Here is a 14,672-nt window from a genome sequence, read left to right on the forward strand (position 1 = left end):
CCTGCCTTATCGGTCGCGCTAATAGTGCCGAATTGCGATTTCAAACAACCTAAAAAACGCTGGCCATCTTTCGGTTTGCGTTAAAATTTTGCGACACGTCAGCTTCATGTCAGCTTCGCGCCGGCCACTGTGCCGGATGACTGCCGAGCGGCATCGCCGGACGGCTCCATTGCGCCGGCGTCGCCGACAGCAGTGCTGAATGGCGCACTGCTTTCAGCATGCCGAAGCCAGATGGCATGGGCTCTATGAACGCAGCATGTACGGCCTCGCCCGTGAGATCAGGGGTGTTCAAGCCGCCGTCGAGCCGACCGAGATTCCACAGCCAGCGCCCGGTCTGCGCCAGCGACACGCGCACGTGCCAGCTGCCGCCTTCGCGGGCCTGGCGCGCCTTGGCCATCATCGCGCCGAACGCCATCAGATAGCCGGTGGCGTGGTCGAGCATCTGTGCGGGCAATTCCTTGGGACCCTCGATGCCGGCGGCTTGCCCCTCGGCATGGTTGAAGCCCGTCGTGGTCTGCACCAGCGAATCGAAGCCGCGTCGCTCGGCCCACGGGCCGGTGTGGCCATAAGCCGACAGCGTGACGTAAACGATGCCGGGATTGATGCTTGCCGCCTCCTCTGGCGCGAAGCCGAGGGCGGCGAGCGCGCGCGGGCGATAGCCTTGCGAGAAGATGTCGGCGTCCCGCAGCAGCGCGCGCAGCTGCGCCCTGCCCGCTTCACTCTTCAGCTCGATGCACGTCGTGAGCTTGCCGCGACCGGTGTCGATCGTGAGCCAGGGAATGGCGGGCAAGTCCGGACCTGAGACCAGCAGCACATCGGCACCGTGAGCGGCGAGCGTGCGGCCGGCGACGGGGCCCGCGATGACGCGGGACAGATCGAGCACGCGCAGGCCTGCGAGCGGGCGATCGCCATCCGGCCACGGCTTCGGCGGAGCCTCGCCGATCTTCTCGATCGAGACCAGCGGCAGCTCGGCGAGCGCGCGCGCCTGCGGCAGCGCAGACCAATCGTCGTAGGAGCGCATCAGGGCAACGACGCCGCCGGCAGCGTAAGCCGCAGTCTCGAAATCCTCGCCCTTCCACTGCATGAGCGCGGCCTGCACCTTCTCGCGCTCGGGTTCGCAGCCGAGCACCTTGCAGACGGCGTCGCGGTGATGCGGGAAATTGGTGTGGCAGCGGACGAAGCGGTTGTCGCCGGTCCTGTAGACGCCGGCGATGGCGTCCCAGGCCGGGGGCGGCGGCTTGTCGTCGAGGCGCAAATAGCGCTCGGAGCGGCATTCGGCGACGGCGTGGCGCATGTCGACGGAGACGTCCTGTGCCTGCCCGCTGCGCTGCCGCCAGATCTCGGCCGCGGCGAGACCTGCGGCAGCGATCGTGGTCTGTCCGGCGACGGCGACGCGAAACGACGACGGGATCTGCGGCTCTTCGCCGGTCAGCCGGACACGCGCAAGCGCAGCCGGCTCGCCGCCCGCAGAGGTCCAGATATCGTTGAGAATGTCGGCGGGACTTTGCATACCGCGTCTCTCCCTCTACTTTTCGCGACCATGTCATGACCGCAGAAAGGATTGCAATGGCCGCGATCGATCCCCTCACCGCAGGCGCCGTATTCATCGCAACGGCGGCCACCGACGCGGTCTATGTCATGTTCACCTCGGCCGTGATCGCGCGCAAGCGCGTGCCGGCGGCGAACTGGAGCGCGGTGTGGTATCTGCTCTCCTCCTACGCGGTGATCAGCTATACCGAAAACGCCTTCTACGTGGCCTTCGCCGCGATCGGCTCCTGGGCCGGCGCGTACGCGTCGCTGACCTTCCTGCACCGCCCGCCCGGCGGCCCGCCGGTGGGGGCGGCGCCGGAGTGAGGCGGGCCGCTCCCTTCTGCACGTCATTGCGAGCGTAGCGAAGCAATCCAGAATCGTTCCGCTGACACAGTCTGGATTGCGTCGTCGCTTCGCTGCGCTCGCAACGACGATATGGAGGCTTCTGCGGGTCTTCTGAAACAGCTACACTTCTTGCTATCAACAAAAAGGAAAACCAACCAATGGATCTCGGTCTCAAAGGAAAGAACGCCATTGTGCTCGGCGGCACGCGCGGCATCGGGCGGGCGATTGCGGCGACGCTGGCCGGCGAAGGCACCCATGTGGCGGTGTGCGCGCGCAATGCCGATCAGGTCGCGGCTACTGTTGCCGAATTGAAGGCAAGCGGTATCAACGCCACTGGTGGTGCGGTCGACGTCACCGATGGCGCGGCGCTGAAATCCTGGATCGAGAGCGCAGCAAACGAGCTCGGCGGCATCGACATGCTGTTCTCCAACGCCGGCGCAATGGCGCAAGGCCACGATGCAGTGTCCTGGGAGCAGAACTTCCGGCTTGATGTACTCGGCGCCGTGCATGCGTTCGATGCCGCGCGGCCGTTCCTCGAAGCCAGCGGCGAGAAGCGCGGCGATGCGGCCTTCGTCATCATCTCCTCGATCTCGGCGGCGCAGGCCGATCTCGCCAGCTCCTACGGCCCGATCAAGGCGGCGCTGATCCACATGGCCAAGGGACTGGCACGGCAATACGCGAAGAAGAAGATCCGCGTCAATGTCGTGTCGCCCGGCACGGTCTATTTCAAGGGCGGCGTCTGGAACATGATCGAGCAGAACATGCCAGAGCGTTACAATGATGCCATGAAGCGCAACCCCACCGGCCGCATGGCGACGCCGCAGGAGATCGCGAGCGCGGCGGTGTTCCTGGCGAGCCCGGTGTCGGGGTTCACCACGGGCTCGAATCTCGTTGTGGATGGCGCGATCTCGAACAGGGTGAATTTCTAGGGAAGCGCGTCCCTGCCAGTTCCGTCATCCTGAGGTGCGAGCTGTACGGTGCGTAGCACCGTGCAGGGAGCCTCGAAGGATGCACGGCCCCGATGCAGTCGGGCCGTCGCCCTTCGAGGGCCGCTGAAGAAGCGGCCACCTCCAGCGACAACGGCTTCGCCGTTGCGCGGGGGTGACGGTGAGAGACTTGCGGCTGAACAACCCTCAATGAAAATCCCGCGACGGCGGCAGGATGCGGACGTTGCGGGGGTGGCGGATTTTTTGCGCGGGCATGTCCGCGTGGGCGCGGGGGTCGTCGTTGAGCGGCTCGACCACCGTGGCGCCGGCCGGCACGGCATGCTTGTGGCTCAGCGCGTCGTTGGCGAGGCCGACCAGGTCGTGCGAGCGGTCGACCATGCGCTGGGCGATGAGATGCGTCACCTTTTCGGGGCTGCTCTGGATATAGCCCTCGACCAGGATGAGGCGCGCGCCCATCACCTCCTTGCGGTACTGCTCCATGATCTTGGGCCACACCACGACATTGGCGATGCCGGTTTCGTCCTCGAGCGTCATGAACACGACGCCGCTGGCGCTGCCCGGCCGCTGCCGGACCAGCACCACGCCGGCGCAGCGGACGCGCCGCCGTTCGTTCTCGTGGCTGATTTCCCTGCATGCCACCACCCGCTCGCGCAAAAACATCTCGCGCAAGAACTCCATCGGATGGCCCTTCAGCGACAGCCGAATGGTCTGGTAGTCCGCGACAACCTGCTCGGAACGCGGCATCAGCGGCAACGGCAGCGCGTTCTCGTCGGGCTGCTCGCGCGCGGTCGCCGCTTCGAACAGCGGCAACGGGACATCGTCCGGCAGCCGCCGCACCTGCCACAGCGCCTCGCGGCGGTCGAGCCCGAGCGAGCGGAACGCGTCGGCATCCGCCAACAGGATCAGCGCGCGCTTCGGCAGGCCGGTATCCCGAGCAAAATCCTCGAGCGAGGTGAAGGTACCGCGATTGCGCGCGGCGATGATGCGACCGGCCCAGTCCTCCTGGACGACGTAGCCCTTGCCCTGCCGCTTGGCCTGCTCCTTCCTGAGCCTCTCCTCATCCTGATCGAGCCAGTGGAAGCCGTCGATCTGGCGAAAGCCGAGGCGTACGGCGCAATATTTGCCGCTCCCCTCCTCCAGCGTGTTCTGCGCAAAGCTATGGGACACGTCGATGTCACGCACCTCGACGCCATTCTTGCGGGCGTCGCTGACGATCTGCGCCGGGGCGTAGAAGCCCATTGGCTGTGAATTGAGGAGCCCGCAGCAGAACGCATCGGGGTGGTGATATTTCAACCAGGAAGAGACGTAGACGAGCTGGGCGAAGCTGGCCGCGTGGCTCTCGGGGAAACCGTAGGAGCCAAACCCCTTGATCTGGTCGAAGCAATTTCTGGCGAACTGGGGATCATACCCTCGCCTGATCATGTTGCCGATCATTTTCTCTTCGAAATTGCCAATGGTCCCGACGTTGCGGAATGTTGCCATCGCGCGCCGCAATCCGTTGGCCTCTTCCGAGGTAAACTCCGCGGCCACGATCGCAATCCGCATGGCCTGCTCCTGAAACAGGGGCACGCCGAGCGTCTTGTGCAGGACCTCCCGCAGTTCGTTCTTGTTGCCGCCCTTCGGGTAAGGATACGCGATGTCCTCCGGCTTCATTTTCCGCCGCCGCAAGTAAGGGTGCACCATGTCCCCCTGGATCGGTCCGGGCCGCACGATCGCAACCTCGATGACGAGGTCGTAGAAGGTCCTCGGCTTCAGCCGCGGCAGCATGTTCATCTGGGCGCGGCTCTCGACCTGGAACACGCCGAGCGACTCTCCCCGCTGCAGCATCTGATAGACTTCGTCGTCATCCTCCCCTTTGATATCCGCAAGCTCGTAACGCTGCCCCTTGTGGCCCGCGATCAAGTCAAAACATTTCCTGATACAGGTCAGCATGCCGAGCGCGAGCACGTCGACCTTCATCATGTTGAGCGCGTCGACGTCGTCCTTGTCCCATTCGATGAAGGTGCGGTCGTCCATCGCGGCGTTACCGATCGGCACATAGGTGTCGAGCCGGTCCTGCGTCAGCACATAGCCGCCGACATGCTGGGAAAGATGGCGCGGGAATTCTATCAGCTCGGTCGCAAGCTCTACCGCGAGGTTGATCATCGGATTTTGCGGATCGAGCCCGGCTTGCCTGACCTGCATATCGTTGAGGCCACGGCCCCAGCTTCCCCACACGGTGTCGGCGAGCGCGGCGGTGACGTCCTCGGTCAGGCCCAGCGCCTTGCCGACGTCGCGGATGGCGCTGCGCGGACGGTAATGGATCACGGTGGCGATGATCGCGGCGCGGTGGCGGCCGTAGCGGCGATAGACATATTGCATCACCTCCTCGCGCCGCGAATGCTCGAAATCGACGTCGATGTCAGGCGGCTCCAGCCGCTCCTTGGAGATGAAGCGCTCGAACAGGAGATCGACCTTGGTCGGATCGACCGAGGTGACGCCGAGCACGTAGCAGACGGCCGAATTGGCCGCCGAGCCGCGCCCCTGGCACAGGATGTTCTGGCTGCGCGCGTAGCGGACGATGTCATGCACGGTGAGGAAATAGTGCGCGTATTTGAGTTCGGCGATCAGCGCGAGCTCTTTCTTCAGGGTCGCGCGCAGCTTGTCGCCGATGTTGTCGACACCACCAAAATAGGTGTCGACACCCGCCCAGGTCAGGTCCTCCAGATGGCCCTGCGCGGTCTTGCCCGGCGGCACCGGCTCGTCCGGATACTGGTATTTGAGCTGGTCGAGCGCGAAGACGATCTTGTCAGCAAAGCGCATCGTCTCCGCGATGGCTTCAGGGAAGTCGCGGAACAGCCGGGACATTTCGCGCGGTGTCTTCAGGAAGCGCTCGGCATTGGCTTCCAGCTTCCGCCCGATCGCCTCGATCGTGGTCTTTTCCCGGATGCAGGTCAGCACATCCTGGAGCGGACGACGGCCGGCATCGTGATAGAGCACCTCGTTGGTCGCGAGCAGCGGCACCTTGGCTGCCGCCGCGAGATCATCGAGCCGTGACAGACGGCGGCGGTCGTCGCCACGATAGATCAGGCTCGCCGCCAGCCACACGCCATCGGCGCGGCTTGCTTTCAGCTTTGCAAGAATATCCAGCGTCTGCGCCGCATCGAAGCGATGCGGCAGCGTCAGGACCAGGAGCTGGCCTTCGGAAAACACCAGGAGATCGGCGAAGGTGAGATGGCACTCGCCCTTCTCGATCCGCGTGATGTCGTCGCCGCGCTTGCCCCTTGTGAGGAGCTGGCACAGCCTTCCATAGGCTGCGCGGTCGCGCGGATATACAAAGATGTCGGGCGTGCCGTCGACGAAGACGATGCGCGCGCCGACCAGCAGTTTCGGCTTGTTCAGCACCTTCTCATGATCAAGCTCCTTCCAGGCCCGCACCACGCCGGCGAGCGTGTTGTGATCGGCGATGCCGATTGCGGGGATCTCGAGCTTGCTCGCCTGATGCACATAGGCGCGCGGATCCGAGCCGCCGCGCAGGAAGGAGAAATTGGTGGTGATGCCGATCTCGGCATAAGCGGGCGTGATCATGCGAAGAGACCGTGGACATACCAGCCGGGAGAAGCGGGCTTGCCGTCGCCGTCGAACACTTCCCCCTCATAGAGACCGTCGCGGAAAATCCAGAAGCGCAGGCCTTCGGCATCCTCGATGCGGAAATAATCCCGCGTCAGCTGCCTGCCGTCCTGCCGCCACCATTCCATGGCGATGCGCTCGGGTCCTTCCACCCGCACCACCGCATGCAGCGCGCGGCGCCAGGTGAACTGATGCGGCGGCCCATCGGGCACGGTCGCGAACGGCACATTGATCGGCTCCGGTCTGTCGAACAGCCGCAAGGGACGCAGCGGCGGCTCGTTCTCGGTGCGCGCCGGCCATTCGGCCTGCATGGCGACGGCGAGATGGTGCTGCGCCGGCGCTGCCAGCACCGCACATTCGGGGATATGCGTATCCTGCGGCAGGTGCACGACAACGCGCTTTCCGCCGATGCGCGCGGCGATCCGGTCGATCAGCGCGGCGAGCTCGTCATTGTCATGGACATGGGGGTCGAGATCGCGCTGCTCCTGCACCACGATCTCGGTGCGGCTCGCCGACAGCCGCACCATGTCGAAGCCGAAGCCGGGATCGAGGGGGTCGGCGAGCGCGTCGAGGCGCTCGCGGAACAGACGGTCGATGACCGCGCTTTTCGTCACCGGCCGCCCGGTCTCGACCATGATCGCGCGCACCACGCCGTCGGTGCGGAAGAAGGCGGCTTCCAGCCGGCGCGCGCCCTTGCCCTGTTTCTCCATGGATGCGATCAACGTGTCGGCAAGGCGCGACAGCGTCATCGCGATCATGGTGTCGGTCGCGATCGGCTCGGCGAAGCGCTTCTCCACGATGTAATCAGGCAGCGGCTTTCGCGGATTGATCGGCGCATCGCCCTGTCCCAGCGCATGCGCGAGCAGCGTGGAGAACCGCGCGCCGAAGCGTGCCGTGATCTCGCCTGGCGCGCGCGCAGCGACATCGCCGATGATTTTCAGGCCCGCTCGGCGCAAACCGGTGGTGATGGCTTCGCCTGCACCGAGCGCGGACACCGGAAACCGGTCGATCGCCGCGGCTTCCCCGCCATCGGCAACGATGGTGCCTGAGGTCTGCCGCGTCAGCGTACGCGCGCAGACCGAGGTGCCGGCAATCGCCGCACTGACGGCAAAACCCTGCCGGCCGAGCGCACGGACCAGCGTCTGCAACAGTGCCGCTTCGCCGCCGAACAGATGCGCGCAGCCGGTGATGTCAAGGAACAGCCCGTGCGGTGGATCGAGCGCCACCAGCGGCGTGAAGCGGTCGCACCAGTCGGCGATGTCACTGAGCGTCTTCGCGTCGGCCACGACATCGGCGTCGAACACTTTCAAGTCCGGACACATCGCCCGCGCATTGGCCAGCGGCTGGCCGATATACAGCCCCAAACGCGACGCCGCATCGTCAAGCGCATGGATCACCAGCGCGTTGTTGTCCTTGATGACGACGATGCTGGGCTCATTGGTCTCATGCAGTCCGACGTTGCCGAAGAACCGCTGGATCCGGTCGATGGGCAGGCGCGGCAGCCACAGGCTGAGGATGCGCCGACGGTTCACTGAACTGGCACTCATCACATTTCCATTCCATGATCCACCGGCCGCACGGGCCATGACGATTGCGCAACAGCTCGGCATCGAAGCGCGGCGCGCCCCATGCACTCCACATCGCACCCGGCGGCGAATGCGCAGCGCGCAGCATCCACCGCGTCTCGGCGGTCGAGGGCAGCGGCTGCGCCGCCATCCGCAACATCAAGCCGGTGACACCGGACGATTGCGCGGCCAGCGTCAGCTTGCGGCTCGCCACGAGGTCGAACTGCCGCGTCTCACCCCAGAGTTCGAGCACGACCGCGCCGAGGGCATCGCAGGCGAGCGCATCGGCCGAACTGCGCAGCGCGCTCTCGACATCCGCAGCGCGCACCATCACCACGCGGCGCGGATCGAGGCCGAGCTCGGCCAGCCCGCTCATCGACAGCGCGCCGGTTTCCAGTTCCGAAAAATCCTGCCGCACCCACAGCAGCGGCCGGCGCGCCGACACGCGCCCCGCGAGACCCATGACGAAACCCGTCGCGGCCGCCCCCTGCCGCCCCTCGCAAAACACCTCGTGGATCACAGCGCGCGCGAGCCCGCCCTTCAGCGCGCTGTCGACCTCGCGATGGCCAAGCGCGACGCGATCACGCTGATGCACGACCTCCGCCGCTTCGATGCGCTCGATCTGGCCGCGCAAGGTCGCAAGCGCGCTGATGCGTGCGCCGCTCATCGTCGCCGCTCCTTCAGGGGTGATTGCCAAGGCTCTCAAAAATAAGAACCTGCGGCTGGCTCATTTGTTCATGATATGTTCTAATATAAAGCTAACGGCGGCCCGGGCGTCAATCGAATTGGCGTTCGGTCTGATTCATGAGTTGAATCAAAGGGATTCCACGATGGACGTACAACGTAAGCTGGAGATCCTGGCGGACGCCGCCAAATACGATGCATCCTGCGCCTCCAGCGGCACCGAGAAGCGGGATTCCAGCGACGGCAAGGGCATGGGTTCGACCGCGCCGGGCATGGGCATCTGCCACTCCTACGCGCCGGATGGACGCTGCATCTCCCTGCTCAAGGTGCTGCTGACCAACGCCTGCAATTACGATTGCCTCTATTGCGTCAACCGCGCCTCCAGCAACGTGCCGCGCGCCCGCTTCACCATCGACGAGGTGGTCAAGCTGACGCTCGACTTCTATCGGCGCAACTACATCGAAGGGCTGTTCCTCTCCTCCGGCATCATCCACAGCCCCGATTACACCATGGAGCAGGTGGTCGGCGTCGCGCGCAAACTGCGCGAAGAACATCACTTCCGCGGCTACATCCACCTCAAGACCATTCCGGAAGCCGACGACGCGCTGATCGCGGAAGCCGGCAGATATGCCGATCGTCTCTCCATCAACATCGAGATGCCCGAGGAGACGAGCCTGCAGCAATTCGCGCCGGAGAAGGACGTACGCGCGATCCGCCGCACCATGGGCCGGCTGCGGCTGAAGCTGGACGAGGCCGAGGACAGCCGCAGCGCAAAGACGAAGGCCAGGCCGCAACGCTTCGCGCCCGCCGGCCAAAGCACGCAGATGATCGTCGGCGCAGATAGCGCCTCCGACCACACCATCCTGCACACAAGCTCCAATCTCTACGGCTCATACAAGCTGAGGCGCGTCTACTACTCCGCCTTCAGCCCGATCCCCGACGCCAGCCGCGCCTTGCCTCTGGTGCAACCGCCGCTGCTACGCGAACACCGGCTCTACCAGGCCGACTGGCTGATGCGGTTCTACGGGTTCGACGTTGCGGAGATCGTCGACGACAGCGCCATGCTGCCGCTCGACATCGACCCCAAGCTCGCCTGGGCGCTGCGCAACCGCGACCGCTTCCCGCTCGACATCAACCGCGCCAGCCGCGAGGAGCTGCTGCGCGTGCCCGGCTTCGGCACCAAGACGGTCGAACGCATCATTGCAACGCGGCGCACCACCACGATCCGCGTTGCCGATCTGGCGCGGCTGCATGTTCCCCAGAAAAAGGCGCTGCCGTTCATCGTCCTCAGCGATCACCGGCCTGCCCCACATCGGCTCGATGCGGCCGGGCTCATCGAGCGGTTTAAGCCGAAAGCAACGCAACTGGGATTTGGCTTCTGATGCTGTACATCACCCTCGACACCGAAACCGATTTCGACGGCTGGCGCAAAGCCGCACGCAGCCTCGTGCTGCATCATATACAACCCACCGACATCACCTGGACCGTGCAGGGCGGCGAAGCGGAGCTGTTCGCACCGCCCGCGCCGTCTCCGATCCTCGAGGTAAACGACGGCACCTTCAACGTATCAGGCAAATTCGTCGACCTCGCACAGTCAGCAATTCTGCACCGCGATCCCCAGCGTTTCGCCATCCTTTATCGCCTGCTCTGGCGATTGAAGGACAATCACGATCTCATCGAGGTCGCGACCGACCCTGATGTAGCGCAGGTCATTGCGATGGCGAGAGCGGTCCATCGTGACGAGCACAAGATGCATGCCTTCGTGCGCTTCCGCGAGATCGGCAGGGAACGGCAGGCGCATTACGTCGCCTGGTTCGAGCCGGAGCACCACATCGTCGAGCTCGCCGCGCCGTTCTTCGCCAGGCGCTTTGCCGACATGCCCTGGTCGATCCTGACGCCGGACCTCTGCGCGCATTGGGACGGCCACGCGCTCTCGTTCACGCCGGGCGTCAGCAAGAGCGAAGCACCTGCCGAAGACCGGCTGGAGGAAACCTGGCGGCGTTACTATGCCAGCATCTTCAATCCGGCGCGGTTGAAGGTGAAGGCGATGCAGGCGGAGATGCCGAAAAAATACTGGAGGAACCTGCCCGAAGCCTCAATCATTAAGCCTTTGATCGAGGACGCCGAGCGCATGACCGGCGCCATGCTCGCCTATGCCGCAACCGACCCGCACAAGCCACAAAAGCGACCGGAGGTTCCGATGACACGCAAGCTTGCTGCCGACGATCTCGATGCGCTCCGCGAGGAGGCCGCCCATTGCCGCGCCTGCCCGATCTACAAGGACGCGACGCAGACCGTGTTCGGCGAGGGCCCGAAAGACGCCACCATCATGCTGGTCGGCGAGCAGCCCGGCGACAAGGAAGACCTCGCCGGCCATCCCTTCGTCGGCCCGGCCGGCCAGATGCTCGACCGCGCGCTGGCGGAGGCCGGCGTCGACCGCAAGAAGGTTTATGTCACCAACGCGGTGAAGCACTTCAAATTCGTACCGCGTGGGAAGATCCGCCTGCACCAGAAACCGGCAACGCCGGAGATCAAGGCGTGCCGGCAATGGTATGAGCGGGAGCTGGCGGTCGTTCAACCCGATCTCGTCGTCGCGATGGGCGCCACCGCCGCGCAAAGCGTATTCGGCAAGATCACCCCGATCGGCAAGACCCGCGGCCGGCTGATCGATCTTCCCGACGGCCGCAAGGCACTGGTGACGGTGCATCCGTCCTATCTGCTGCGGCTGCCCGATCCGGAAGCGAAGGCGCTGGAATATCAGCGCTTTGTCGAAGACCTGAAGATCGCGGCCGACTTGCAGAAGAAGGCCGCACGCGCCGCATAAATACCGGTGAGAAAGCGGCGATACGACGCAGCTGTCATTCAGCCTTCAAATCCATCGCAGACAATAGCCCTTCAAGAGAGCCAAAGGGCGTCCAAATGACAGATGTTACATTCGACCGTGCGGTAGGCGATCCGACGCCTGTCCAGCCGGCTTCCCGGCCCAATCTCGACAAGGGTTTCAACCCGCTGACGATGATCCTGTTCTTCGGCATCCTCGCCGCGGGCCTGCTGTTCGTCGCCTACAGCATCTATGTCGACGTCAACGCGACCGGAACCAAGGTCACGACCTATCTACCCTACATCCTGCTGTTCGTCGCGCTCCTGATCGCGCTCGGGTTCGAGTTCGTCAACGGCTTCCACGACACCGCCAATGCGGTGGCGACCGTGATCTACACCCATTCGCTGCCGGCCGAAGTCGCGGTGATGTGGTCGGGCTTCTTCAACTTCCTCGGCGTGCTGCTGTCCTCCGGTGCTGTCGCCTTCGGCATCGTCTCGCTGCTGCCGGTCGAGCTGATCCTCCAGGTCGGCTCCAGCGCCGGCTTCGCGATGGTGTTCGCGCTGCTGATCGCCGCGATCCTGTGGAATCTCGGCACCTGGTATTTCGGCCTGCCCGCTTCCTCCTCACACACGCTGATCGGCTCGATCATCGGCGTCGGCATTGCCAACGCCGTGATGCGCGGCCGTGACGGCACCTCGGGCGTCGACTGGAGCAAGGCCACCGAGATCGGCTACGCGCTGCTGCTGTCGCCGCTGTTCGGCTTCGTCTGCGCCGCCGCGCTGCTGTTGCTGCTCAAGTTCGTAGTGCGCAACCCGGCACTGTATGCGGCACCCGAAGGCAACAAGGCGCCGCCGCTGTGGATCCGTGGCCTGCTGATCGCGACCTGCACCGGGGTCAGCTTTGCCCACGGCTCCAATGACGGCCAGAAGGGCATGGGCCTGATCATGCTGATCCTGATCGGCACCGTGCCGACCGCCTACGCCCTCAACCGCGCGCTGCCGGACTCCCAGGTCGCCCAGTTCCAGAAGACCTCGGAAGCCGCCGCCAAGGTGATCGCGGCGAAGGGTGCCGGCCACAGCATCATCGGCGATCCCCGTCCGGCGGTGACGCAGTACATCGCGCTGCATAAGCTCAACGAGGGCACCTATCCCTCGCTCGCCGTGCTGGTGAAGGACGTCGGCGACCAGGTTGCCAAATATGGCTCGCTCAACAAGGTGCCGGCCGAAGCCGTCGGCAACACCCGCAACGACATGTACCTGACCTCGGAAGCCATCCGCTTCCTGATGAAGGACAAGGAAAACGACCTCAGCAAAGACGATGTCGCGGTGCTCAACACCTACAAGGGCTCGCTCGACGCCGCCACGAAGTTCATCCCGAACTGGGTGAAGATCGCGGTCGCCATCGCGCTTGGCCTCGGCACCATGATTGGCTGGAAGCGTATCGTGGTCACGGTCGGTGAGAAGATCGGCAAGACCCATCTCACCTATGCGCAAGGCGCCTCCGCCGAGCTCGTCGCCGCCGCCACGATCGGCGCGGCCGACGTGTTCGGCCTGCCGGTCTCGACCACCCACGTGCTGTCGTCCGGCGTCGCCGGCACCATGGCCGCGAACGGATCCGGCCTGCAAATGGCGACCATCCGCAACCTGCTGATGGCCTGGGTACTGACGCTGCCTTGCGCGATTGCGCTGTCGGCGACGCTCTACGTGATCTTCTCGCGGATCTTCTGATCTTCCTTCCCTCTCCCCGTTCTTACGGGGAGAGGGTTAGGGTGAGGGGCTGCATCCGCGATCACCGTGAGAGACGGACTCGCGGAGAGTCCCCCTCACCCAAATTCGATCTTCGATCGAATTTGACCTCTCCCCGCAAGCGGGGCGAGTGAACAACAAGCCTTACGACGCCGCGAGCTGTTCCTCGACCAGCTTGACCCAGTAGGACGTGCCGAACACGATCGCCTCGTCGTTGAAGTTGTAGGCGGGGTGATGCAGGCCGGCGCTGTCGCCGTTGCCGCAGAAGATGAAGGCGCCGGGCCGGGCTTCCAGCATATAGGCGAAATCTTCGGCGCCCATCAGTGGCGGCATCTCGTGCACATTGCCATCGCCCGCGACTTGCTTCGCGATGCGCTTGGCGACCTCGGTCTCCGCGGCGTGATTGATCACGACGGGATAGTTGTTCTTGTAGTGCAGATCGATCCTGGCGCCGGTGATCTGCGCCACGCCGGCCACCACTTCGCGGACGCGCTTCTCGACCAGCTTGCGCACCTCCGGCGACAGCGTGCGGATGGTGCCCCTCAACGTCGCGGTCTGCGGAATGACGTTGCGGGCGTTACCGGCATGGAATTCGCAGATCGAGATCACGGCCGATTCCAGCGGATCGACGCTGCGCGCGACGATCGACTGCAAGGCGGTGATCACTTGCGCGCCGACCAGCACAGAATCGACGCATTTGTGCGGACGCGCGGCATGGCCGCCGAGACCTTCGATGTTGATGTCGACCTCGTCGGTTGCCGCCATGATGGCGCCCGGCCGGATCGCAAACGAGCCGACCGGAATGCCCGGACCGTTGTGCATGCCGTAGACCTGCTCGATGCCGAAGCGCTCCATCAGGCCGTCCTTGACCATGGCTGCGCCACCGGCGCCGCCCTCCTCGGCCGGCTGGAAGATCACCACCGCGTCGCCGGCGAAGTTGCGGGTCTCGGCGAGGTAGCGGGCTGCGCCGAGCAGCATCGCGGTATGGCCGTCGTGGCCGCAGGCGTGCATCTTGCCGGGCGTCTTGGAGGCGTAAGGCAGGTTGGTCTGCTCGTCGACCGGCAGCGCGTCCATGTCGGCACGCATGCCGATCACCTTGAGCCCCTCGCCGGCCGGCTTGCTGCCCTTGATCACTCCGACCACACCGGTCTGGCCAAGACCGGTCACGACCTGATCGCAGCCGAACTCGCGCAGCCGATCTGCCACGAATGCTGCGGTGCGGTGGACGTCATACAGCAGCTCTGGATGCTCGTGGATGTCCCGGCGCCAAGCCTGAATATCGGGTTGAAGGTCGGCGACGCGATTCACGATGGGCATGGAGGATCTCAAGCTCTGTTAAAAATGCAGGACTGTCTACCATGCAAGGGCGAGTCCACCCAACCGGCCCAGCTGAGGCCTGGCCCTGCCCGCCCGGCATGGCCGGAAT

10 protein-coding genes are annotated in these 14,672 nt (G+C 64.8%); 5 read left to right on the forward strand and 5 right to left on the reverse strand.

Annotated elements, in window-relative coordinates; genetic code table 11:
• Positions 1-109: 109 nt before the first annotated feature.
• Entirely contained in the window at positions 110-1,510 is a 1,401-nt protein-coding gene (locus tag FNV92_RS24810; RefSeq protein ID WP_143844163.1) for a CoA transferase, read from the reverse strand.
• 56 nt (positions 1,511-1,566) lie between these two features.
• Here FNV92_RS24810 and FNV92_RS24815 point away from each other — a divergent pair, with 56 nt between their 5' ends.
• Positions 1,567-1,854, forward strand: a complete 288-nt coding sequence (locus FNV92_RS24815; RefSeq protein ID WP_008136644.1) for a hypothetical protein — start codon at positions 1,567-1,569, stop codon at positions 1,852-1,854.
• Positions 1,855-2,033: 179 nt separating this feature from the next.
• On the forward strand, positions 2,034-2,804 hold the full coding sequence (locus FNV92_RS24820) for an SDR family NAD(P)-dependent oxidoreductase (RefSeq protein ID WP_143844162.1): 771 nt from the start codon (positions 2,034-2,036) through the stop codon (positions 2,802-2,804).
• A 204-nt stretch (positions 2,805-3,008) separates the two neighbouring features.
• On the opposite strand, the gene FNV92_RS24825 is transcribed toward FNV92_RS24820, so the two are convergent.
• From FNV92_RS24825 to FNV92_RS24835, 3 genes are read right to left on the reverse strand one after another with little or no spacing between them, the layout of a single operon-like run.
• A complete protein-coding gene (locus tag FNV92_RS24825) occupies positions 3,009-6,389 on the reverse strand; it encodes an error-prone DNA polymerase (RefSeq protein ID WP_143844161.1) in 3,381 nt (1,126 codons plus the stop codon).
• Entirely contained in the window at positions 6,386-7,978 is a 1,593-nt protein-coding gene (locus FNV92_RS24830) for a Y-family DNA polymerase (protein ID WP_168213576.1), read from the reverse strand. The genes FNV92_RS24825 and FNV92_RS24830 overlap by 4 nt, the downstream gene beginning before the upstream one ends.
• Positions 7,875-8,663, reverse strand: a complete 789-nt coding sequence (locus tag FNV92_RS24835) for an ImuA family protein (protein ID WP_143844160.1) — start codon at positions 8,661-8,663, stop codon at positions 7,875-7,877. Before FNV92_RS24835 ends, FNV92_RS24830 begins: the two co-directional genes overlap by 104 nt.
• 163 nt (positions 8,664-8,826) lie before the next feature.
• On the opposite strand from FNV92_RS24835, the gene FNV92_RS24840 reads away from it, so the two are divergent.
• From FNV92_RS24840 to FNV92_RS24850, 3 genes are all read left to right on the forward strand, one after another.
• Entirely contained in the window at positions 8,827-10,062 is a 1,236-nt protein-coding gene (locus FNV92_RS24840; RefSeq protein ID WP_143844159.1) for a putative DNA modification/repair radical SAM protein, read from the forward strand.
• On the forward strand, positions 10,062-11,504 hold the full coding sequence (locus tag FNV92_RS24845; protein ID WP_143844158.1) for a UdgX family uracil-DNA binding protein: 1,443 nt from the start codon (positions 10,062-10,064) through the stop codon (positions 11,502-11,504). The genes FNV92_RS24840 and FNV92_RS24845 overlap by 1 nt, the downstream gene beginning before the upstream one ends.
• A 95-nt stretch (positions 11,505-11,599) precedes the next feature.
• Positions 11,600-13,228, forward strand: a complete 1,629-nt coding sequence (locus tag FNV92_RS24850; protein ID WP_143844157.1) for an inorganic phosphate transporter — start codon at positions 11,600-11,602, stop codon at positions 13,226-13,228.
• Positions 13,229-13,390: 162 nt separating this feature from the next.
• Here the strand turns inward: FNV92_RS24850 and FNV92_RS24855 are convergent, their stop codons facing one another.
• Entirely contained in the window at positions 13,391-14,563 is a 1,173-nt protein-coding gene (locus tag FNV92_RS24855; protein WP_015687449.1) for a M20 aminoacylase family protein, read from the reverse strand.
• Positions 14,564-14,672 lie beyond the last annotated feature (109 nt).

The sequence above is a fragment of the Bradyrhizobium cosmicum genome (genome assembly GCF_007290395.2).
Lineage (GTDB): Bacteria > Pseudomonadota > Alphaproteobacteria > Rhizobiales > Xanthobacteraceae > Bradyrhizobium > Bradyrhizobium cosmicum.

Coding starts and splice junctions, on each gene's coding strand:
- FNV92_RS24825 (WP_143844161.1), bottom strand. CDS start 6,389: ATGATCACGCCCGCTTATGCCGAGATCGGCATCACCACCAATTTCTCC.
- FNV92_RS24815 (WP_008136644.1), top strand. CDS start 1,567: ATGGCCGCGATCGATCCCCTCACCGCAGGCGCCGTATTCATCGCAACG.
- FNV92_RS24820 (WP_143844162.1), top strand. CDS start 2,034: ATGGATCTCGGTCTCAAAGGAAAGAACGCCATTGTGCTCGGCGGCACG.
- FNV92_RS24850 (WP_143844157.1), top strand. CDS start 11,600: ATGACAGATGTTACATTCGACCGTGCGGTAGGCGATCCGACGCCTGTC.
- FNV92_RS24845 (WP_143844158.1), top strand. CDS start 10,062: ATGCTGTACATCACCCTCGACACCGAAACCGATTTCGACGGCTGGCGC.
- FNV92_RS24840 (WP_143844159.1), top strand. CDS start 8,827: ATGGACGTACAACGTAAGCTGGAGATCCTGGCGGACGCCGCCAAATAC.
- FNV92_RS24830 (WP_168213576.1), bottom strand. CDS start 7,978: ATGAGTGCCAGTTCAGTGAACCGTCGGCGCATCCTCAGCCTGTGGCTG.
- FNV92_RS24855 (WP_015687449.1), bottom strand. CDS start 14,563: ATGCCCATCGTGAATCGCGTCGCCGACCTTCAACCCGATATTCAGGCT.
- FNV92_RS24835 (WP_143844160.1), bottom strand. CDS start 8,663: ATGAGCGGCGCACGCATCAGCGCGCTTGCGACCTTGCGCGGCCAGATC.
- FNV92_RS24810 (WP_143844163.1), bottom strand. CDS start 1,510: ATGCAAAGTCCCGCCGACATTCTCAACGATATCTGGACCTCTGCGGGC.